The sequence below is a fragment of the Rhizobium sp. K33 genome (genome assembly GCF_056501445.1).
This window is the reverse complement of sequence record NZ_CP096478.1, coordinates 1390478-1411867: the sequence shown is the minus strand read 5'-3', so window position 1 is coordinate 1411867 and position 21390 is coordinate 1390478. Positions and strand designations below refer to the sequence as shown.

The window sequence follows — 21390 nt, the reverse complement described above, 5'->3', positions numbered from 1 at the left end:
TACACGCTCCCTTGCTGTCTGGTCTCAAGCACAACCCTAGCACCGTCAGCAGACGGCAATCCAGCGACGGGTGAAATCGTAGCCGGCGGTCAGGATCACGCTCATGCCGGCGATAAGCAGGAGCATGCGATCGATCTCGGTCGAATAGGCAAGCGTGCCAAACGCATAAATGACGAGGCCAAGAACCAGGTAACCGACGCCTATTCGCCACCATGCCGGCCGAACGCCACTCATCCACTCAAGAATCAGACGGCAGAGAGGCAGGGCCGGGAGCCCCCACATCAGGATGTTGAAGGTCCATTGCCAGGGGGTGCCGCTGTCGATCACGTTGTAGCCGAGATAGCCCCGGAAATCCCGCAGCGGCCCCTGGGAGAAGTATGTCGAGAGATAGATGAACGACATCACGCCTGTGACGACGCAACCGGCCAGGAGAGCGAGGAGGAAGACCGCGTAGCGGTAAGCCGCCGACCTGACCTGTTGCCCAGGCCGCGCGTCAGCCACGGGCCTTCTTCTTGCCCACGTTGCGCAGGACGTGGCTGAAATCGGAATTGTAGAGGTCGCTGTCTCGGAACTCGACATGGCCGAAGACCTTGCCGACCATGATCAGGGCAGTGCGAGTGATCTTCGCCTTGCGCACCTCTTCGGCCATGTCCTTCAAGGTGGTGCGAATGAAGAGCTCGTCCGGCCAGGTGGAGCGATAGGCGATGACGACAGGGCAATCCTCGCCATAATAGGGCGTGAGCGTATCGCGGATATGGGTGAGATTGCGGATCGACAGATGGATCGCAAGCGTCGCCCGCGACTTGCCGAGGATCTCCAGCGTCTCGAATTCCGGCATCGAGGATGCCTTCATTTCGGTGCGCGTGACGATGACCGTCTGGGCAATCTCGGGAAGCGTCAGCTCGGTCTTCAGCCGGGCAGCCGTCGCGGCAAAGGCCGGCACGCCGGGTACGACGTCATAGGGGATGCCGAGCGCATCGAGCCGGCGCATCTGTTCGGCGATCGCGCCGTAGATCGACGGGTCGCCGGAATGGACGCGGGCGACGTCCTCGCCCCGCGCATGCGCCGCCTCGATCTCGGCGATGATCTCGTCGAGATGCATGGGAGCGGTATCCTTGACGAGGGCATCTTCAGGAGCCGCCTTGACGATTTCCTCCGGCACCAGCGAGCCGGCATAGAGGCAGACCGGGCAGCGCTCGATGAGGCGCAGGCCGCGCACGGTGATGAGGTCGGGGGCTCCCGGGCCGGCGCCGATGAAATAGACGGTCATGCTTCACTTCCCTTCATGCTACTGTCTGCCTTCCCCGAATAACCACGAGGCGTGTAAACCCAGGTCTTGCCGTCGCCAGTCGTCACAGTCCGGCTCTCGGACGAGCCGACCACCACGACGGTCAGCATGTCGACATCGTCGACGTTCAACTCGCCCAGAGGCACGGTACGGACGTTTTCGCCCTCGCGGCCAAGATTGGTGGCGAGGATCACCGGGGTCGAGGCCGGGCGATATTTCAGCAATTCGTCGCGGGCGTAAGCCAGCTGCGTGCGGCGCTTCATCGAGACGGGATTGTAGAAGGCGATGACGAAATCGCCCTCGCCTGCTGCCTTCACACGGCGCTGGATATGTTCCCAGGGGGTCAGAAGATCGGAGAGCGAAATAGTGCAGAAATCATGGCCGAGCGGCGCGCCAATCCGGGCGGCGGCGGCCTGGAGTGCGGAGATGCCCGGCGAGACCCGCACTTCGATACGGCTCGCGGCGTCGGTGATGCCGCCCTTGTCGAAGAGTTCGAACACCAGCGTTGCCATGGCGTAGATGCCGGCATCGCCGGAGCAGACCAGCGCCACCGTCTTGCCCTCACCCGCCAGTTCCATCGCATGCACGACGCGGGCCTCTTCCTTGCCGAGGTCGAAATCATGGCGGGTCTTGCCGTCGGCGAGCGGGCCGAGCAGGTCGAGATAGAGCGAATAACCGACAAGATCCGTGGAGGCCTGTACCATGCGCGAGACCTCGGGCGACCGCCAGCCCTCGGAGCCTGGGCCGATGCCGACGACGAAAAGCGTGCCGCGGGCACGGCCTGTCTTCTTCGGGTCGACGATATCAGCGGCCCTCGCAATCGCGGCTGTGGCCCCCTTGGACTTGATCTTCTCGACAACGAGTTCGCCCGACGCGCCGACAGCCGCAAGCGCTGCGCCTTCGGCCACCCCATGGCAGCCGACTTCGGCGAAGACGACCTCGGAGGGGTTCTTCAGACGCGGCGCTTCCGCTTCGAGCGTGGCTGCGGTGAAGAAGCGGGCCGGCACGCCAAAATGGGCGGCCACCGCATGGATCGCCGTTTCGTCTGCCTTCAGATCGATCGAGCAGACGGCAGCGAGGCTTGTCTTCGCGAAACCACCTTTGGCAAGCGCCTCCTCGGCCAAGGCAATTGCCTCTTCCGGCTTTGCATGCCGCTCACAGCCCATGCCGAGCACCAGCGTCTTCGGATGATAGACGAGCTCCAGCTCGCCTGCGGTCTTCTGTTGGTCGGTCACGGTCAGCGTCACGCGGGCCTCTTGTTCAAATGGAAGTCTTGATTGTGTGAGCCAGTTGGCAGATGCACCCTCGAGCCGGGCGCCAGCGCCGGCCACAAGTTCGGCCATCACCGCCTTGGCTCTCTCGGGATTGGCCAGCACATAGCCGTCCGGCGGCTGATCGAGCGCTACACCAAATTTCAGGTCGCCGGCCGTCGTGATCGCGGCATGGGCACCGAGGGCGGATGCAATCTGCCGTGCGAGGTCGTTGGCGCCATGGTGACCGCCGAGCAGCGGCACGATGGAGGACGCATCCTCGGCGACGGCCAGCACTGGCGGTTCGGCGTGTTTGTCCAGGAGCATCGGGGCGAGCAGCCGGATCAGAGCACCAGCGGCCATCACGGCGATGATCGGCCGGCCGGCGGCAAACAGCGTCTGCACATGGTCTTTGGCCGACGCAAATCGCACATCAGCCTCTACGACGCGGGCGGCGGCGCCATGCAGCTCGCCGCCGACGTCCGCCGCGATGCGGCGGCCAAGAGAAGCGGCGGCCTCACTCAGGATCACGACAGCCGGTTTGGCCGGGGATGCGGCGGTACCCGTCATCAGGCCCCGCTTCCAAGCTTTTTCGCGAGTGCCGGATGCCAGCGCTCGTCGCCCTTGTAGATCAGGATCATCGAGAAATAGGGCGCGGTCTCTTCTATCACGTCGGCAAGCGGCGTCAGCTTCTGTTCGGCAAGGCTCACGCGCTCTGCATAACCCGCCTGCGCCGTCAGCCCGAGGCTCTCGATCAGCGCGCGAATGCGAGCAAAGTGCCGGCCGAGCTTGATGATGGCGACAGCGCCAGATGCCGCGATCCGTGCGGCGAGCTCATCGTCCGGCAGCGGGCCCGGCAGCACCGTCAGCACGTCGTTGCGGGCAGCAAGCGGTCGGCCGAGACCCGCGGCTGCCGCCATCATCGAGGAAACGCCGGGCACGACCTCGGTCGCATAACGATCTGCGAGCCTTTCGAAGAGATACATGAAGGAGCCGTAGAAAAAGGGATCGCCCTCGCAGAGGACCGCGACATCAGAGCCGGCATCGAGATGATGCGACAGCGTCTCGGCAGCCTGCGTGTAAATGTCCTGGGCCGGGAAGCGTTCGACCCGCATTGGCACGATGATCGGCACTTCCAGTTGGGCGGCGGTCAGATAAGGGGCTGCAATCTGGCGGGCGAAGCTCGGGCCGGTATCGGGAGCCGGATAGGCTACAACCGGGCAACCAGTGAGGATGCGATGCGCCTTCAGGGTCAGCAGTTCCGGATCGCCCGGGCCGAGGCCGAGGCCATAGAGTTTTCCGGTCATTCAGCCTCTCCCTTTACAGCCGTCCACATCGTGACCGGCATCAGTGATTTCCAGCCGCAATAGCGTCCGACCGGGGCAGCGCGTGCCACCTGCAAACGCGACAGATCGCCACCATAGCGGCTGCGCAAGTCCACGAGCCGAGCCTCGCCTTCGATTGTCACGGCATTGGCGACCAGTCGCCCGCCGGGAGCAAGCGCTGCCCAGCAGGCTTCGAACAGCCCCTCGCCGCTGATACCGCCGCCGATGAAGATCACATCTGGCGTCTTCAGGCCCGCGAGCACGGCCGGCGCCTCGCCCTCGACGATTTCAAGGTCGGGCACGCCGAGGACTTCGGCATTCTCGCGGATCATCGCCAGCCTCTCGGGCTTTGCCTCGATCGCGATCGCCCTAGTGCCCATGCCGGCGCGCATCCATTCGATGGCAATCGAGCCGCAGCCCGCGCCGACATCCCACAGACGGGCATTCGGAAAGGGGGCGAGCTGGGCCAGCGTCGCCGCGCGGATCTCGCGCTTGGTGAGCTGCCCGTCATGACGGAAGGCCTCGTCGGGCAGACCCGGCACCGGTGCCAGCAAAGGACCGTCCCAGGCACAATCGATGGCCAGTGTGTTGAAATCCGAAAGGACCGGGCAGGTTTCGGCCATTTCCAGCGCCGTCATCCGCAGGATGCGCTCCCGCGTTCCCCCCATGTGTTCTAGCACATGCAGGACGGAGGCACCAAAGCCTCGTTCGGCCAGCAGCACGGCAGCAGCCTGGACGGTCGAGGCATCTGAGGTCAGCGCCAGAATGCGGGCGCGCGGCATCACATGCCGGTTGAGGAAGGCAAGCGGCCTGCCATGCAGCGAGATCAGCGTCACCGATTGAAGCGGCCAGCCGAGCCGGGCGGCAGCCAGCGAGAAGGCGGAAGGACTTGGCAGCACAAACATCTCTTCGGCCGCCACATACCGCCGGAGTGTCGCGCCGATGCCGAAATGCATGGGGTCGCCGGTCGCGAGGATCGTCACGGGCGTGCCGCGCAGCTTGAGGATTTCCGCGAGTGTCTCGCGAAAACCAGCGCCCCAGGTGAGAATGCGCTTCAGCTGCGGCAGGTTCGACCCGTCGATGACCGCATCCAGCCGCTCTCCGATGACGAGTGTTTCCGCCTGCCAGACGACGGCCTGCGCCTCGGGGGTAAGGCTTTCAAGCCCGTTGTCGCCGATGCCGATGATGGTGAGCCAGGGGGCGTGCAAGGCGTCAGACATTGGTGCCAAGCCCTCCCGCCAAGGCATTGACGGCAGCAGAGGCCATGGCAGAGCCACCCCGGCGGCCGCGCACCGCAATATAGGGAATACCTCTGGAATTGGCGATCAGTTCGTCCTTGCTTTCGGCAGCTCCAACAAAACCAACGGGAAAACCAAGGATGACCGCCGGCTTCGGCGCGCCGGCGTCGATGCGCTCCAGCAGGCGGAAAAGCGCCGTCGGAGCATTGCCGATGGCGACCACCGCGCCTGCGAGATGTTCATCCCAGAGGTCGACCTGGGCGGCGGAGCGGGTATTTCCGATTTCGTCTGCCTTCGGCCTTACGCGCTCGTCGTTCAGGAGGCAGAGGATCTCGTTTTCGGCCGGCAACAGGCGTCGGATCACGCCGTGGCGGACCATCTCGACATCGACGAGAACCGGCGCCCCCTTTTCAAGCGCCGCGGCACCGGCTTCAAAAGCGCCGTCGGACCAGCTGACATCATCGGCGAGATCGACCATGCCGCAGGCATGAATGAGACGGATGACCAGCGGCTGGAGGACCGTGGGGAAACGGTCGAGAGATGCTTCCTCGCGGATGGTGGCGAAGGACTGGCGGTAGATCTCGGCGGGGTCGCGGATGTAGTCGAGGGGTAACGGAGGCTCACCTGCCGAAGCGGGATCTACCTCACCCAAGAGCAACTCCTTGTGCCCGATGCCGAGCACCCAGCCCTCCTCGGCGAGCGATGTCGCAACCTCCTCGTCTGAAAGCATTGGCGGCCGATCCAGCAGCCTCGCAAGTCGCTCATCCACATCGAACCGGGCGAAAGCCTCGGCGACGGTGCGAACCTGCGCCTGGTCCTTCACCTCGTCCTGTGCGGCCAGCGTGAAGAGCGAGGGATAGATCTCGGCGAAGACGACGGGCTTTTCAAACGTGGTGGCAAAGCCCGTCTCGAAGGGCCAGACGGCGATGTGTTCACCGTAGCCACTTTCGTCGAGAAAGCGCGACAGTCTGGCGATGCCAAGCAGGGTCTGGCTGCCGACGGAGCCATTATAGGTCAGTTGCCAGACGGATTTGGCCCCCTTGGCGAACTGCTCCGAGCGGCGGAAGGCGAGCGGCGCCTCTGTCGGTGCAGGCGGCTTCTTGTCCGAGAGATCGGCATAGACATGCTGATGCGGCCGTCCCCAGAAGCGCGGCTCACCGGCAAAATGCGTGGCGTTCCAGCGCGAGGCGAGATCGAAGCGGTTGTTGCGGTTGTCGGGCGCGTCCTCGATTTCAGCGGCGATCTTACGCCACAGGGCGCGCCAATCGCCCTTCCCGGTCAGTCGTTCCGCAGTACCCGCCGGATAGCCGAAGGCGAAATCAAAACCGCATAGCAGGCGTTGCCCCGCGGCGATGGCTGCGCCGACCACGGCCTCGAGCCGCTGCATGAAGGCGTGACGGGTCGGAAAATTCTCGATCCACTCGATCGTATGACCAACGCCCTCACGCCGGGCGAGGCACGCCCAGAGCGAGTTCTTGCCGGTCACCGGTTGCCCGGCACCGGACCAGTCGACGATCAGGATGCGATCGAAGAGCGGCATTACTTTTTCTTCTGCATCGACTTCGGCCCCAGCGGATGGTCCGCATGGGGATAAGGCGCGTGGTGGTGATGGTGATCATGACCGTGGCCGTGGCCATGATGATGGTGGCCGTGATCATGGCCATCATGGTGGTGATGGTGCCCATGGTCGTGGCCATGGTCGTGCCCATGGGCATAGTTGTGGTCATGTCCATGATGGTGGTCGTGGTGACCACATCCGCAATTCGGTCCATGCTCGTGATGCACTGCCTTGCCGGAGGACGGGGCGTCCATCACGGCCTGCAGTTCTGCATCCGGGGTCTTGTCCTTGAGAGCAGCATATTTGCCGCCGAGCGTGAAGGAGGCTGCATAGTCGAAGGCCTCGGTGACTGGCACGGGCTTCAGCGGCGCCGGATCGGCATGGCTGTGCACTGGCGTCCAGGGCAGACCATGCTCGCGGCAGAAATCGGGATCGCGGCAGGAGGCGTCGCAATCGCCCTTGCACGGACAGTCCTCAAGGCCGCCGCCGATACCCTCGACATGGTGGTGGTGGCTTTCCTGCGGCTGGCCGACATCGGCTTCGAAGCCGAGCACCTGTTCGCGATACTTGCACATCTGGCAGTTCATCACCGCCGCGCCCTCGAGGATCTCCTTGACGCGATCCTGGAAGGCATCGAGCACCAGCGGGTGGTCGTTGAGATAGCTCGCCTTGACGAACTGGATCTCCGGGAAACGTGCCGCGACCTCGTCGGTATAGCTGTAGATGCGCTTCACCAGGACGCCTGTGAACAGGAAATATGGGAAGACGACGATGCGCTTGTAGCCAAGCTTGGCGGCATGGGTCAGGCCCGGCTCGACCAGCGGGAAGGTCACGCCGGAATAACAGGTTTCACCCCAGCCGAAGCCCATGCCTTCCCAGAGCATACGCATGACTTTTGTGGCGTTGGAATTGGCGTCCGGATCGGACGAGCCGCGCCCGACGACCATCAGCAGCGTCTCGTGCTTTTCAACAAAGCCGAGCGTTTCGTTGGCCTCGTCGACGGCCGCCTGAATGCGGTCACCGGCGGCTCGGATCATCTTCAGATCGATGCCGAGTTCGCGGCCGTAATTGATCACCATGCCCGGGTTCTGGGCCTGGTAGGTGTTGAGCACCGAGGGGATGTCGTTCTTCGCGTGGCCGGCGGCAAAGAGCATGCCCGGTACTGCCAGAACGCGGGTCACACCCTGGTCACGCAGGCTGTCGAGGCCGGCTGCGATCACCGGATTGCAGAATTCGAGATAGCCGTATTCGACCGGCATGTCCGGGTTGCGGGCGCGCAGCGCTTCCGCGATCACGGCGAATTCCTTCGCCGCGTTCTGATTGCGGCTGCCGTGGCCGCAGACCATGATTCCGAGTTTTTCTGCCATGAGATAAAGGCCTCCCTGCTTCGTTTTATCTGCCTGTACGAAGCGCCGAACCAATCGCCCGTTCAGGCGTGGTCCATGGCCTTTGGGACAGCTCCGGAATTGGCTCCCTGATTGGGTCAGCCGCACCGGACTATTTCCAGCCTGTCGAACAGGCGCCGTCGCACATTACCTTGAGCTTTAGCGAAGCGTCACCCGACCGTCAAACCGGTTTGCGGCGCTTTGTGTGACGGAAACGCCAGTCCACAGAATGTCCCCTCTGCGACCCGACCGACATGCAGCACGGTTGCGTGCGCCCCGGCTTTGGTTCACAAGGACGACACCTTCCCTGCCCGCCTCCCAAACCCTTGAGTCTCGCCGTGGTCGATCTCGCTTTCCAAGCCTTGCTGCTGCTGTTCATTGCCGCCTTCATCGCCGGTTTCATCGATTCGATTGCCGGTGGCGGCGGGCTGATCACCATTCCCGCCATGCTGATTGCCGGCATCCCACCACTCGAAACGCTCGGCACCAACAAACTGCAGTCGATGTTCGGCGCGGGGTCTGCCACCATCGCCTATGCCCGCAAGGGCCATGTGGATCTCAAGAAGCAGTTGCCGATGGCAGCAATGGCCGTGATCGGCGGCGCGCTCGGCGCCCTGGTCGCAAGCTTTGTCCCCGGCGACGTGCTGCGGGCCTTCATGCCCTTTCTGCTGGTCGCAATCGCGCTCTATTTTGCGCTGAAGCCGAACCTCTCCGACATCGACAGCCACCAGCGGCTGACACCCTTTGCCTTCGGCCTGACCTTCGTCCCGATGATCGGCTTTTATGACGGCGTTTTCGGGCCCGGGACCGGCTCCTTCTTCATGCTCGCCTTCGTCTCACTTGCCGGTTTCGGCATGCTGAAGGCCACGGCGCATACCAAGCTCTTGAACTTCGGCTCGAATGTCGGCGCCTTCCTCGTCTTCGTCGCCGGCGGCGTGGTGCTCTGGAAGATCGGCTTTCTGATGGGCATCGGCCAGTTCCTCGGCGCCCAGACCGGATCGCGGCTCGCGATGAAGAACGGCGCTCGCCTGATCAAGCCGTTGCTGGTCATCACCTGCGTGGCGCTTGCGATCCGCCTGCTTGCCGACCCGACCAACCCGATCCGTGTGTGGCTGGGGATTTGACGATCAGAACTCCACCCCGATCTGCGCCTTGATGCCGGAGCGGAACGGGTGCTTCACCAGCTCCATCTCGGTCACGAGATCGGCCAGCTCGATCAGTTCGTCCTTGGCGTTGCGGCCGGTCAGCACGACATGGGTCATGTCAGGCTTCTCGGTCGCGAGAAACTCCAGCACTTCGGCGAGGTCGATGTAGTCGTAGCGGATCGCGATGTTGACCTCGTCGAGCAGCACCATGGAATTTGAGGGATCGCGGATGAGTTCCTTGGCCTTTTCCCAGGCGGCTTTCGCCATGGCGGTGTCACGCGCCTTGTCCTGGGTTTCCCAGGTAAAGCCTTCGCCCATGGTGTGGAATTCGCAGAGATCCGAGAAATGCTTGAGGATCAGGTCGCGCTCGCCGGTGGACATCGCCCCCTTGATGAACTGGACGACGGCGCATTTCTTGCCATGCGCAATATGCCGGAAGATCATGCCGAAGGCGGCAGACGACTTGCCCTTGCCCTTGCCGGTATGGACAATGATCAGACCTTTCTCGCCAGTTTTGGTCGCCATGATTTTGTCGCGGGCAGCCTTCTTCTTGGCCATCTTCTCCGCGTGACGGGCGAGATCGGCTTCCGCATTGCTCGTCGTTTCCTCGGTCATGTCGTACTCCCAGATGCTCTTGTTTCAGTCTGCGAACCAGCCGCGCAATCGGCGCCGATGTGGCAATCGTCTCTTTGACCGGCGGTCACGAGACGCCGCCTTCGCTTTTCGGCAGGTCGTCGACAACCTGCAGCCAGTCCACCCGTTCGTCCCAATGCCAGTGTTCGCGAATGGGGATGGACAGTCCTTCATCGAGGCTTGCGACGTAAAAGTCGATGTCGTCGGGTCGGCGATTGGTCTCGAACGACATGGGCGACCCGCAATTGCCGCAAAAGCCCCGCCGGACACCCGGCGAAGACGCATAGAAGCGCAGGCTCTCGCCCTCCAACGTGGCGCTGTCGCGTGCCACGGTCATGAATGTGGTGATCGGAGACGAGGCCGCGCGCCGGCAGCTTTCGCAGTGGCAGTGCCCGGAACTTCGGACGGGACCGGGCGTGCGAAACCGCACCCCGCCGCAGAGGCAATGGCCACTCAAGGCCATCGGTTTTCCGACCGCAACCTCAGACATGCTCTCCTCCCTCTGCCATCTCGGCAAGGGTGAACTTGGCCGAATTGCTCTTCGGCGTCCACAAGCCCCGGTCAATGGCCTCGATCAGGCGCTCGGCGAGTTCCTTTTGCGCCGGGGCATTCTTCTCGGCCATGAAGTCGCGCACGCGTTCGTCGAGGATGAAGGCCTGGTAGACCGCTTCAAAATGGTGGTCACGCACGGCGCCCGTCGTTGCGGCGAAGGCGAACATGTAGTCGACAGTCGCGGTGATCTCGAAGGCGCCCTTGTAGCCGTGGCGCATCACGCCTTCGATCCATTTCGGGTTGACCACGCGGGCACGCACGACACGGCCGATCTCTTCCTCGAGGCTGCGGATCACAGGCTTTTCCGGTCGCGAATGGTCGTTGTGATAGACCTTGGGCCTGACACCCGCGACATGCTCGATCGCCGCCGTCATTCCGCCCTCGAACTGGTAATAGTCGTCGCTGTCGAGCAGGTCGTGTTCGCGATTGTCCTGGTTCTGAACCACGGCCTGAACCGAGCGCAGGCGCTCCTCGAAAAGACCGCGCTCCGCCTTGCCCTCCTCTCCCGCGCCATAGGCATAACCGCCCCAGACGAGATAGCTCTCGGCGAGATCGGCGCGGTCGCTCCAACCCTTTTCGTCGATCAGCGCCTGGAGGCCAGCACCATAGGCCCCAGGCTTGGAGCCGAAGACCCGATACCCGGCACGGCGGGCGGCCTGTTTCTCGTCCAGTCCCTCACCTTTCAGCTTCTCGGTTTCGGTCCGCACGCGGGCCGCAATCGGATTGTCGCCTTCGTCTTCGTCGAGTGCTGCCACAGCCCGCACCGCCTTGTCGAAGAGCGCGATCTGTTCGGGAAAAGCATCGCGGAAGAATCCAGAGATGCGCAGCGTCACGTCAACGCGCGGGCGGTCGAGGATCACCATCGGGATCACCTCGAAGCCGGTGACGCGGCGCGAGGCCATGTCCCAGAGCGGCTTGACGCCGATGAGGGCCAAGGCCTGCGCGATATCATCGCCGCCGGTGCGCATGTTCGACGTGCCCCAGGCGGTGATGCCGAAGGAAACAGGCCATTCGCCATGGTCCTGGACGTAGCGCTGGATGAGCAGCTCGGCCGATTTCTTGCCGAGTTCGTAGGCCGCCGGTGTTGGAACCGCGCGGCTATCGACGGAGTAGAAGTTTCGTCCCGTCGGCAGCACGTCCGGCCGTCCGCGCGTCGGCGCACCCGAGGGGCCGGGGGGCACGAACTGGCCGGCAAGCCCTTTGAGAAGGCCGTCGATTTCGGCAGCACCGGATTTGACCACGGCAGGTTTCAGGCGGGTTTCGATTTCAGCGAGGACGGCTCGGGTACGAGGCCAATCCTCCGGGCATTGGACCTCCCCAGAGATGAACTTGGCGGCAAGCAGTTCGATGCGCTCAACTGTGTCGCCGGCTGTACGCCAGGGGGCGTCGCTGAGATCGGCGAGGATCGCGGGTTTTGCCCCGGTCCAGGAGGCGGACATGATGCAGTCGAGGGGATCGAAGGGGAGCCCCTCATCCGCCCTTCGGGCACCTTCTCCTTGGCCGCGGGGAGAAGGGGGCACGCCGTCGGCCACGATTCCGCTCTCCCCCCTTGTGGGGGAGATGGCCGGCAGGCCAGAGGGGGGTAAATTAAACCTCTGCGCCTGGAGAATACCCCCCTCTGTCGGCTTCGCCGACATCTCCCCCACACGGGGGGAGAGCAGATGGAGATCCCCCGCGATCGCCCGCTGCAAACTCGCATCTCCACCTTCTCCCTGGCCGCGCGGCACACGCGCCAGCGCGACGACAAGATCCGTCAGCAACCGACCTTCCGGCGCCTTCCCGAAGATGTGCAGGCCATCACGGATCTGCATTTCCTTGAGATCGCAGAGATAGGCGTCGAGCTTTTCCAGCGCCTGATCTTCCGCCTCGCCCTTGACGATGCCGGCGTCCTGATCGAGGCCGATGTCTTCGATTAGCTCCAATATCTGCTTCTTCAAGAAAACGAGCCGGCGCGGATCGCCGCCCGAAGCCTCGTAGTATTCATCGACCAGCGCCTCCAGGTCCTTCAGCGGCCCGTAGCTTTCCGCCCGGGTCAAAGGTGGCGTCAGGTGGTCGATGATGACGGCGGAGCTGCGGCGCTTGGCCTGCGTGCCCTCGCCAGGGTCGTTGACGATGAAGGGATAGAGATGCGGCAGCGGGCCAAAGACGGCCTCTGGGAAACAGGCCTCCGACAGTGCCAGCGCCTTGCCGGGCAGCCATTCGAGATTGCCGTGCTTGCCCATGTGGATCACCGCCTGCGCCCCGAATTCTCGCCTCAGGAAGGCGTAGAAGGCGAGATAGCCATGCGGCGGCACGAGATCGGGCGAGTGATAGGTTTCCTTCGGATCGATGTTGTAGCCACGGGCCGGCTGGATGCCGATCATGAGCTTGCCGAAGCGCATCAGCGGCAGCGCGAAGGCGCCGTCGAGATGGGAGGGATCGGCCTCCGGAGCGCCCCAGCGCGCGGTGACGCGCTCCTGAACCTCTTTGGGAAGATCAGCAAAGAACGATCTGTAATCGCTGACGGAAAACCGCTCGCGAATGATCCGACCATCATGCGCCGCATTGGTCGGGCCGGCCATCAGCGCCTGCATCAATGCGTCGCCATCGGCCGGCAGGTCAACGAGGTCGTAACTGGCGTCGCGCATGGCGCGCATGACCTCGACCGTGCCGGCCGGCGTGTCCAGTCCGACGCCGTTGCCGAGGCGTCCGTCCCGGTTCGGGTAGTTGGCCATGACAAGCGCCACACGGCGTTCGGCGGGTTCGGTCGCGCGTAGCTTCGCCCAGTTGGCGGCGAGTTCGGCGACGAAGTTCATGCGGCCGGCATCCGGCTCGTGGCTCACAAGATTGGCTTCGACCCGCTCGTCAAAGCGCGCCTTCGACTTGAAGGAGACGGCGCGGGTGAGTACCCGGCCATCGACTTCCGGCAGGGCGACGCCCATCGCGAGATCGCGGGCACTCAAGCCCTGACCAGAGGTCTCCCAAGTGGCGCGCGGCGAGGACGAGAAGATTGCCTGCAGGACCACGGCGCCGGTCTCGTCGAGCACGGTCGACGGCGCTTCCGCTCCCGGCGTCGAGACGGCGAAACCGGTCGTGTTGATGACCACCGCGGGCGGGAATCGCGTGAAGATGGCGCGGAGCGTATCGACCGAAACCTGATCCTTGAGGCTCGACACGAAGACCGGCAGGGGGATGAGACCCTTGGCCTGCAAGGCTTCGACCATGGCTTCGACGGGTGCCGTTTCGCCGCTCTGGACGAGGGCGCGGTAGAAGCAGAGAGGGGTGATGGCTTGAAGCCCCTCCCCCTTGTGAGGAGGGGTTGGAGAGGGGGGTGCCGGGAGCGCTCGACTCTCCCACTCATCGACCCCGATCACGCCCCTGCCCGGCCACCAGATGCCGGCCTTCAGCAATGGACGCGCCGGGTCCGGACGTTCGTCCCCGCGCAGCATCGCCTCGGCATAGGCGACGAAGGCCTCGGCATTTCCGGCCCCGCCTTCGGTGAGGTAGGTCCAGAGCGCCTGGCGGTCGTTATCCGCACAGGCCTGGAAAGGCGAAAGCCCCTCATCCGGCTTGTCGTCGCCGGGTAGCACGACGATGGCAGCACCGCTGCGGCGCGCAGTAGCGTGCAACGCCTCCATCGCATAGTGAAAGTAGCTCGCCCCGCCCAGCGCCCTGATCACGATCAGCCGCGCATGGCGCGCCGTGCGCTCGATATAGGTATCGACCGACATCGGGTGCTTCAGCGTCATCAGGCTGGCCAGCCGCCAGCGCAGCGCTTGCTTGCCCCTCGCCTCAACGGCTGCGGCGATTGCCGCAAGCTCCGTGTCCGCCGCCGAGAGAAACAGCACGTCCCCCGGCGTCTGGCCAAGATCGATCGCTTCGTCGCCGTCGCTGATCGATCCCTTCTGGGCGAGGAGCAGATGCATGGATCAGCCAGCCGCCGCCTGGACGTCCTCGATCACGGTGCCGAAATCCCATTCATGCAGGCCGATCACCACAAGCCGCGTTTCGCGCTTCTCGCCCGATGTCCAGGGACGGTCGAAATAGGTGTCGATGCGGGTGCCGACGGCCTGGATGACAAGGCGCATCGGCTTGCCCGGCACGTCGATGAAACCCTTCAGGCGAAGGATGTCGTGCTTTTCGATGACCGGCTTCAGGCGGTCGATGAAGTCCGCGGGATCCTTGATCGCGCCGAGCTTCAAAACGAAGCTTTCGAACTCGTCGTGATCGTGATGGTGGTCGTGATCCTCGCCCGAGGCATGCAGCGCTTCGTGCTCCAGCTCGTGATGCGACTTGCGGTTTTCGATGTCGTCTTCGGTGCTGGCGCCGATGCCGAGCAGCACGAGCGAGGGCACTTCGCCGTTCTTCGCCTCGATCATCGAGGGCTTACGGCTGGTGCGGCCGGTGACTTCGGCGCGCACCGCGGCGATGCCAGCAGCGTCAAGCAGGTCGGTCTTGTTCAAGACGATGAGGTCGGCGCAGGTCAGCTGATCCTCGAACAGTTCTTCGATCGGGCTTTCGTGGTCGAGATTGTCGTCTTCGGCGCGCTGGGCGGCGACCGCGTCGTGGTCGTCGGCGAAGCGACCGGCAGCGACGGCCGCGCTATCGACGACGGTGACGACGCCATCGACCGTCACGCGGGTGCGGATATCAGGCCAGTTGAAGGCGGCGACCAGCGGCTGCGGCAAGGCGAGACCCGAGGTTTCGATGACGATGTGATCAGGCTTCACGTCGCGGTCGAGCAGCTTCTGCATCGTCGGCACAAAGTCGTCGGCCACCGTGCAGCAGATGCAGCCATTGGTGAGTTCGATGATGTCGTCCTCGGTGCAGTTCTCTGCGCCGCAGCCCTTCAGCACGTCGCCATCGACGCCGAGATCGCCGAATTCGTTGATGATCAGCGCGATCTTCTTGCCGCCGGCATTGGTCAGCATGTTGCGGATGATGGTGGTCTTGCCGGCACCGAGGAAGCCGGTGATGACGGTGGCAGGGATCTTTTGCTGCAACATGGTTCAACCCTTCATTTTCAGCGGCAATCCGGCCGCAACGAAATAGACGACTGCCGCTTCGGCGGCGATGGCTTGGTGGAGACGGCCGGCATGGTCGCGGAAGGCGCGGGCCATCTTGTTCTCGGGCACGATGCCGAGGCCGACCTCATTGGAAACGAAGATGACGGTGGCCTGGAGTTCCCCCAGACTAGCGGCGAGTGCGGCGCCGTCGGCGTCGACGGCACGGCCCTCTTCCATCATCAGATTGGTGACCCAAAGCGTCAGGCAGTCGACGAGGATGACGCGGCCGGGCTGGTCCAGCGCCTTCAGCGCGCCGGCGAGATCGAGCGGCTCCTCATGGGTCGTCCAGCCGTCATTGGCTCGGTCGGCCTTGTGGGTTTCGATGCGGACCCGCATCTCGTCGTCCCAAGCGCGGCCCGTCGCCAGGTAAAACCTGTCGAGGCCAGTGTCGCGCGCCAATCCCTCGGCAAAGCGCGACTTGCCCGAGCGAGCACCACCGAGAACCAGGATGGATCGGGAATGGGAAGCGGTCATGGCGCGCCATAACCCCAGACCGCACGCAGGTGACCTGCAGCGCCTGTTTCAAACACGCGCGAACAACATTTGGATGCACGATCCGCGAAGACGGATCGGCACCGTCGGGTCGACAAGGACCCGCGGATGCAAGACGTCGCCACGACAACCTCCGTGCTGGCAACGGGGAAACCTCCCCAGTGTGGGCACCATGCCCGTGGATGGCAGGTCTCCTGGCTCGCAGGTCGTGATCCTTGAAAGGACCGTCGGGTTCTCCTCGCCTTCCCAGAGTTGACGGCAACACGAAAGAGCGGACGATTCGTAGAGAAAGAGGCGTCCAGCCCCGGCTGATCGTGTTGCCACCCCAGTGGCTTTTCCGTCCTGACGTTTTCGGAAGCCGATCACACCACGCGATCTGTCACCACTAGTAACGGCAGAGCGGATGGAGAACCCTCGCTGCAATACAGTCGCGGGGTCGGCTGCGTTCCGCGTGCCCGGTTGGGGTCCACGCCTTCGCATTCCCTTTTGCTCTCCGCACAACATCTCTGCCGTCCGGAAACCATCCACGATGAGGATTAGGCCGAGGTCAGGCCCAAGTCAATCACGGCTGCGGCGCGCGGATGCGTCATTGCGCCCGGACCCTGGTCAGGGTGCTGCCGCGCAGTTTGCGGTGACGGCCGGATCGCAGTCCGGTCGCAGGCGGATCTTGCCGACGGCGCCTTGCTCGACGGGCGTGCCTTTTGCAATATCGGCCGCGCGGCGCGCGGGTTGGGCAGGAGCAGCCGCGCGTACCGGAGGGGCCGCCATCTCCGCCGGCTCTGGCGGTGCAGGATTGGCTGGCGTCGTGACCACAACCGGCGGCGGCGCAACGACGGTCGGCTCCACGACCGTCGCCTGAGGACTCACGGGCGTCGCGGACGGCGCGATCACCGGTGCCGGATCGGTCTTCAGCCGGGTTGAGATTGTGCGAGGCGCAACGACCTTCCTGATCCGGGGCGTGGTCAGCGAGAAGGCAAAACGGATACGGGCGGCGATTTCTTCAGCAAGAGCTTGACGGGCCCAGCGCGGATCATTGGTCGGGCTGTTGACGGTGAAGACACCCTGCGCCACCGGCTCGCCGGTCTCGACGGAGGTCGCGGTGACGGTGAACCTCGCCTGGGCGAGACTGCGCCGCGCGCCCTCGCCGTAGCCCAACCGATCGATCTTCACCAGCAGGACCACGCGTTCGGCCCCTTGCGGCGCGCGTGTCGCGGCGATTGCCGCCGAGACCCGTCGGTCGACGCTTTCGATGAGGTCGAGCGGTACCTTCAGGTCGGCCATCACCGTGACGTTGCGGACGTAGTAGACCAGGGGCCGATCGATGCTGCGCCCATAGATGAGCGAGCAGGATGCCAGCAGCAGGACAAGGCCGATGGCGGCGGCAATGCGGAAACTGCGAGCTGACATGGCGACCCCGGGCTGATGATTCTGGACCAGCCTGAGAATTCGCCATTTATGGTTAGTGGAGGGTTAATCCGCGCTCTGGAGCGCGGAGAAGAGTGACGCCGCAGAGGCGAATTCGCCGTAGCGCGCCTCACGACGCGCCTCTGCCTCGGCATCGGAGCCCCAGTGCTCGATCGTCCAGTCCTCATCGAGATGCGCCAGCGACCAGACTTCGTCGAGATCGAAGGCACCTTCGGCAAAGGCGAGCGCCAACACGGCCGAGCCTGTCAGCGTGGTCACGACATTGAGGCACGAGATCTGGAATGGGTCGCGGTAGCGCTGCAGGGCTGCAGCATAGGCCGCGACAGCTTCCTTCGGCTGCTCCTGATGCATCACGCCTTCGACCAGAATGAAGCGCGCGCCATGGGCGGTGGCGGCCCAGGTCAAGACGGCATCCCAGCGCGCCGACTGCCGGTCGATCAGCTCTCGCGGGCCGTCGGCGCGGTAGCAGAGCAGGTCGGTGCCTGCGAAACGGAGGATCTCGTCGAAGACGTCGTCGAGACTGTTTGCCACGGCATCGATCGCCGTGTTGGCGAGCTTCGTGATCGGCATGGTGGCCGGATCGATGAACTCACCCTGCCCGGCCCATTCGGCCACCACGAGCTCGGCTGCCTCGCGCGTCGGCAGCGTCAGCAGGTTCTTGGCGGGCGTCTTCACAGGCTTGCCGTCGAGCGTGATCGAATAGCCATCATCGCGCGCCTCGACGCCGACCGCCTCGTAAAAGCGCTTCGGCAGCGGACGCTTCATCTGGATCTGCGCACGGCGCACTGGATCCTCATGGCTCGGTTCAGGAATGAAGGTCCCGAAAATGTCCTGGCTGAGTTCGTCGCGCATCATGAGCTCCTAGTGAATATAGGCCAGAAGGTCCGCCGGACGTTCGACCACGGCATCGGCGCCTGCCTTCCAGAGATCGTCCGCCTTGGCATAACCCCAGGACACGCCGATCGCTGTGGCACCGGCGGCCTTCGCCATCTGCATGTCATAGATCGCATCACCGATGACGATGGTTTCGCGCGTGGCAATACCGGCCTCGTCACAGCATTCCGTCACCATGGCCGGATGCGGCTTGGAGGGGCAATCGTCGGCGGTCCGGCAGAACAGGAAATGGGGTTTCAGGCCATGGGCTTCAAGGATGATCTCAAGCCCGCGGCGTGACTTGCCGGTGACGGCGCCAAGCCAGACATCCTCGCGGGCAATCAGCGCGTCGAGAACCTCGCGGATGCCATCGAACATGGTCTCGGCAAAGCCGGAGGTCCGACGGATATCCGAAAAAATCGTCTTGTAATGCGCGGCCATGGCCACCGCCTCGTCATCGGCATGCGGCTTGCCGTCCATGCGGGCGATCGCGATATCGAGGGTCAACCCGATGATCGACTTCGTGGTTTCGATCTTCGGCTCAGGCTTTCCAAAGGCCGGGAAAGTGTGGCGCATGACCTCGTGGATCAGGCCGACGCTGTCGACCAGCGTGCCGTCGCAGTCAAAGAGAACCAGCTTCATTCGCCGTCCCTGTCACCATCCGCCTGGTCAAAGCCCAGCAGGTTCCAGCTCTGGACCATGTGCGGCGACAGCGGTGCGGTCACCTTGAGGCGTCCGCCGTTCGGATGCGGCAGGTCGATATGGCGGGCATGCAGATGCAGCCGCTTCTGGATGCCGCCAGGGAAATCCCAGTTGTGGTCATCGATGAAGTATTTGGGGTCGCCGATGATCGGGTGCCCGATGTGGAGCGCATGGACGCGCAGCTGGTGGGTCCGGCCCGTATAGGGCTCCATCTCCAGCCAGGCGAGGTTCTGGGCTGCCGTATCGATGACGCGGTAGTAGGACACCGCGTGGTCCGCCCCCTCCTCGCCATGCTTGCAGACCCGCATGCGGTCGCCTTCGTCGGTCTGGTCCTTGGTGAGCCAGGTCGAGATCTTGTCCTCGTGCTTGCGCGGAACGCCCTTTACCAGCGACCAGTAGATCTTCTTGGTGTCGCGCTCTCGGAACGCGGCCGTCAGCTTCTGGGCGGCGCCGCGCGTGCGGGCAACGACGAGCACCCCGGAGGTGTCGCGGTCGAGACGGTGCACGAGACGGGGCTTTTCGCCCTTCCGGCTGGTCCAGGCTTCGAGCATCTTGTCGATATGGCGGGTCAGGCCAGAGCCACCCTGCACGGCAAGGCCGGCGGGCTTGTTCAAGACAAAGACCTTCTCGTCTTCATGCAGAAGCATGCGCGACAGGAGTTCGTGGTCGTCGCCGTGCTTCAGATCGTGGCTCGCGATCGGGCCGGTCTTCTTCGCGTCAACATCCATGGGCGGAATGCGCACCACCTGGCCCGGCTGGACGCGGGCGTCGGTCTTCACGCGACCGCCGTCAACGCGCACCTGGCCGGAGCGCAGGAGCTTTTGCAGCGCGCCGAAGCCAAGGCCCGGATAGTGGATCTTGAACCAGCGGTCGAGCCGCATGCCGGCCTCGTCGGCCTCCACGGTGATATGTTCGATGCCTGCCATGAGGATACTTTCTGCTCGGGTTCTCCACCCACTTGTCCCGTGCCTTTAGTAGATTTCGGCCTGAAAGGGAAAGCGGAAATGCGGAGACGCGCGTCAGAAGAGGCTCCGGCCGAGGGCGAGACCGCCGAATGCCGCCCCGAGGGACAGGACGAGGCTTGCGCCGACATAGACGAAGGCGGAAAGAGCTGCCCCCCGTTCGACCAGAGCAAGCGTGTCCAGCGAGAACGAGGAGAAGGTGGTGAAACCGCCGAGGAAACCCACCACCAGCAAGAGCCGCATCTCGACGGGCGCTGAAACCTTGCGCGCCACGAGCTCGGCCAACAGCCCGATCGCAAACGAGCCGACGATGTTGACCGTGATCGTGCCCCAGGGAAACGCGGGACCCAGAAGCCGTGTCATGGCAAGGCCGGTCAGGTAGCGGGCGACGGAGCCGGTCGCGCCGCCAATAGCCACCAGAAGAATATGAAACATGAAGGCCTCCGGCTCGAACGCATTGGGTCGTCCCGTTCAAACCGCTGAAGACGGCTGCGTCAAGCCTTGGCCTCGCTCAGAAAGGCCTGCACGAAAGCAGAGAGCGCCTGCCAGTCGGTGAATTCGTGGTCGCGGCTCACATCCGTCGGTGCGTTCTCGTATTCCGCCATGCGACGGATGATCCAGCGCTTGAAGAAGTCATAGTCGGTGTAACGCAGCGCTCCGGCGGCATGATGGACGAGGCCAGGCCGCCAGCCGCTCTCGGCGAGCAGTGCGTCGGGAAACTGCCTTGCTTCCTCCTGCTCTTCTTCAAACTCGCTGCGAATGAGAAGGGAGACAGAGACAAAGGCGGATGGCACGCTGTTCAGCCAGGAAGCCTCCTGCCCCACGAAGGCGGCGAAGGCTGCGGGATAGCGTGCCGCATGAACCGGTGCGCAGAGGATCGCAGCTTCGGGATGGGCGACCGCATATTCGCCGCCCGATGTAACGTCGAGCAGCAAGGCCCGGTGTCCCGCCTTCTCGATTGCGGCGGCGACCGCCTCGGCGATCTTGCGTGTCTGTCCCTCAACCGTGGCATAGCCAACCAGAATGATCATGTCCGCACTCCCTTTCCTGTTGCTTAGACAGGATGCCGGCCAAGCAAAAGGGACGCCTTGATCTGGCGCAAAAGCGGGCGATGTCAGGCAGATGACAAACCCGAAGGTTTTTATTCAAATCCGCTCATTCGACTTAAAGATGCATAGATAACCATAGCTTATGCTAATGTCGTTATGTAATATCTGGAAAACGCTCATGACACAGGTTGTCACAGTCTCTGCCCATACCGCAGCCTATGCGATGGAACCGGTCAAGCCGCTACAGCGCGTCTCTCGAGCCACCTATGTGGAAGAGCACACGCGTGTGCTGGCACAACAGGCGGCGCAGAGCGAAGACCTGCGTTTGCGAGCGCTGGTCAATGTCGTGCAGCCGCCGGCCCTGGCGCTCTACTTCCTGACATCGACGCAGCAACAGTTCGAGCAGGCAACGCTGAAGGAAACGATCGAGGCCTACAAGAACTCGGTCGCCTGATCACTCAGGATCAA

20 protein-coding genes and 1 riboswitch are annotated in these 21390 nt (G+C 63.7%); of the genes, 2 read left to right on the top strand and 18 right to left on the bottom strand.

Features of this window, described 5'->3' with window-relative positions:
- Window positions 1–45: 45 nt before the first annotated feature.
- The 7 genes from M1E12_RS07035 to M1E12_RS07005 all read right to left on the bottom strand — a co-directional run bounded on the left by M1E12_RS07035 (window position 46) and on the right by M1E12_RS07005 (window position 8026).
- The gene (locus M1E12_RS07035; protein WP_479564183.1) at window positions 46–501 is read right to left on the bottom strand and encodes a hypothetical protein; all 456 of its coding nucleotides are present in this window, start codon (window positions 499–501) and stop codon (window positions 46–48) included.
- The gene (gene cobM / locus M1E12_RS07030) at window positions 494–1270 is read right to left on the bottom strand and encodes a precorrin-4 C(11)-methyltransferase (RefSeq protein ID WP_310238733.1); all 777 of its coding nucleotides are present in this window, start codon (window positions 1268–1270) and stop codon (window positions 494–496) included. The genes M1E12_RS07035 and cobM overlap by 8 nt, the downstream gene beginning before the upstream one ends.
- Window positions 1267–3108, bottom strand: coding sequence for a precorrin-3B C(17)-methyltransferase (gene cobJ / locus M1E12_RS07025; protein ID WP_479564182.1), 1842 nt, complete (start codon window positions 3106–3108; stop codon window positions 1267–1269). The genes cobM and cobJ overlap by 4 nt, the downstream gene beginning before the upstream one ends.
- Window positions 3108–3845 carry a precorrin-2 C(20)-methyltransferase gene (gene cobI / locus M1E12_RS07020; protein WP_479564181.1) on the bottom strand — a complete coding sequence of 246 codons (738 nt, stop codon included), beginning with the start codon at window positions 3843–3845 and terminating at the stop codon, window positions 3108–3110. Before cobI ends, cobJ begins: the two co-directional genes overlap by 1 nt.
- Window positions 3842–5083: a precorrin-6y C5,15-methyltransferase (decarboxylating) subunit CbiE gene (gene cbiE / locus M1E12_RS07015; protein WP_479564180.1), complete on the bottom strand. Its 1242-nt coding sequence runs from the start codon at window positions 5081–5083 to the stop codon at window positions 3842–3844. Before cbiE ends, cobI begins: the two co-directional genes overlap by 4 nt.
- A complete protein-coding gene (locus tag M1E12_RS07010) occupies window positions 5076–5753 on the bottom strand; it encodes a precorrin-8X methylmutase (RefSeq protein ID WP_479564843.1) in 678 nt (225 codons plus the stop codon). The genes cbiE and M1E12_RS07010 overlap by 8 nt, the downstream gene beginning before the upstream one ends.
- 887 nt (window positions 5754–6640) lie before the next feature.
- Window positions 6641–8026 (bottom strand): sirohydrochlorin chelatase, encoded by a 1386-nt coding sequence (locus M1E12_RS07005; protein ID WP_479564179.1) that lies wholly within the window; start codon window positions 8024–8026, stop codon window positions 6641–6643.
- Window positions 8027–8382: 356 nt separating this feature from the next.
- Here M1E12_RS07005 and M1E12_RS07000 point away from each other — a divergent pair, with 356 nt between their 5' ends.
- On the top strand, window positions 8383–9168 hold the full coding sequence (locus tag M1E12_RS07000) for a TSUP family transporter (RefSeq protein ID WP_479564178.1): 786 nt from the start codon (window positions 8383–8385) through the stop codon (window positions 9166–9168).
- Window positions 9169–9171: 3 nt separating this feature from the next.
- Here the strand turns inward: M1E12_RS07000 and cobO are convergent, their stop codons facing one another.
- The 11 genes from cobO to M1E12_RS06945 form a co-directional block, all read right to left on the bottom strand.
- Window positions 9172–9804, bottom strand: a complete 633-nt coding sequence (gene cobO / locus M1E12_RS06995) for a cob(I)yrinic acid a,c-diamide adenosyltransferase (protein ID WP_479564177.1) — start codon at window positions 9802–9804, stop codon at window positions 9172–9174.
- 85 nt (window positions 9805–9889) lie between these two features.
- Window positions 9890–10312, bottom strand: coding sequence for a GFA family protein (locus M1E12_RS06990; protein WP_479564176.1), 423 nt, complete (start codon window positions 10310–10312; stop codon window positions 9890–9892).
- The gene (gene cobN / locus M1E12_RS06985) at window positions 10305–14279 is read right to left on the bottom strand and encodes a cobaltochelatase subunit CobN (RefSeq protein WP_479564175.1); all 3975 of its coding nucleotides are present in this window, start codon (window positions 14277–14279) and stop codon (window positions 10305–10307) included. The genes M1E12_RS06990 and cobN overlap by 8 nt, the downstream gene beginning before the upstream one ends.
- 3 nt (window positions 14280–14282) lie before the next feature.
- Complete coding sequence (cobW, locus tag M1E12_RS06980) at window positions 14283–15359, bottom strand: cobalamin biosynthesis protein CobW (RefSeq protein ID WP_479564174.1); 1077 nt, start codon at window positions 15357–15359, stop codon at window positions 14283–14285.
- Between the two features lie 3 nt (window positions 15360–15362).
- Window positions 15363–15893 (bottom strand): bifunctional adenosylcobinamide kinase/adenosylcobinamide-phosphate guanylyltransferase, encoded by a 531-nt coding sequence (cobU, locus tag M1E12_RS06975; RefSeq protein WP_136540547.1) that lies wholly within the window; start codon window positions 15891–15893, stop codon window positions 15363–15365.
- A gap of 185 nt (window positions 15894–16078) precedes the next feature.
- Window positions 16079–16451: riboswitch (cobalamin riboswitch) on the bottom strand.
- 66 nt (window positions 16452–16517) lie between these two features.
- Window positions 16518–17318, bottom strand: coding sequence for a hypothetical protein (locus tag M1E12_RS06970; RefSeq protein ID WP_479564173.1), 801 nt, complete (start codon window positions 17316–17318; stop codon window positions 16518–16520).
- A gap of 63 nt (window positions 17319–17381) precedes the next feature.
- Window positions 17382–18188 carry an ATP12 family chaperone protein gene (locus M1E12_RS06965; protein ID WP_479564172.1) on the bottom strand — a complete coding sequence of 269 codons (807 nt, stop codon included), beginning with the start codon at window positions 18186–18188 and terminating at the stop codon, window positions 17382–17384.
- 9 nt (window positions 18189–18197) lie between these two features.
- Window positions 18198–18851, bottom strand: a complete 654-nt coding sequence (locus M1E12_RS06960) for an HAD-IA family hydrolase (RefSeq protein WP_479564171.1) — start codon at window positions 18849–18851, stop codon at window positions 18198–18200.
- A complete protein-coding gene (locus M1E12_RS06955) occupies window positions 18848–19837 on the bottom strand; it encodes an RluA family pseudouridine synthase (RefSeq protein ID WP_113461688.1) in 990 nt (329 codons plus the stop codon). The genes M1E12_RS06960 and M1E12_RS06955 overlap by 4 nt, the downstream gene beginning before the upstream one ends.
- Window positions 19838–19930: 93 nt before the next feature.
- Window positions 19931–20308, bottom strand: a complete 378-nt coding sequence (gene crcB, locus M1E12_RS06950) for a fluoride efflux transporter CrcB (protein ID WP_310238691.1) — start codon at window positions 20306–20308, stop codon at window positions 19931–19933.
- 59 nt (window positions 20309–20367) lie between these two features.
- A complete protein-coding gene (locus M1E12_RS06945) occupies window positions 20368–20904 on the bottom strand; it encodes a flavodoxin domain-containing protein (protein WP_479564170.1) in 537 nt (178 codons plus the stop codon).
- A 196-nt stretch (window positions 20905–21100) separates the two neighbouring features.
- On the opposite strand from M1E12_RS06945, the gene M1E12_RS06940 reads away from it, so the two are divergent.
- Entirely contained in the window at window positions 21101–21376 is a 276-nt protein-coding gene (locus M1E12_RS06940) for a hypothetical protein (RefSeq protein WP_479564169.1), read from the top strand.
- Window positions 21377–21390: the final 14 nt, after the last annotated feature.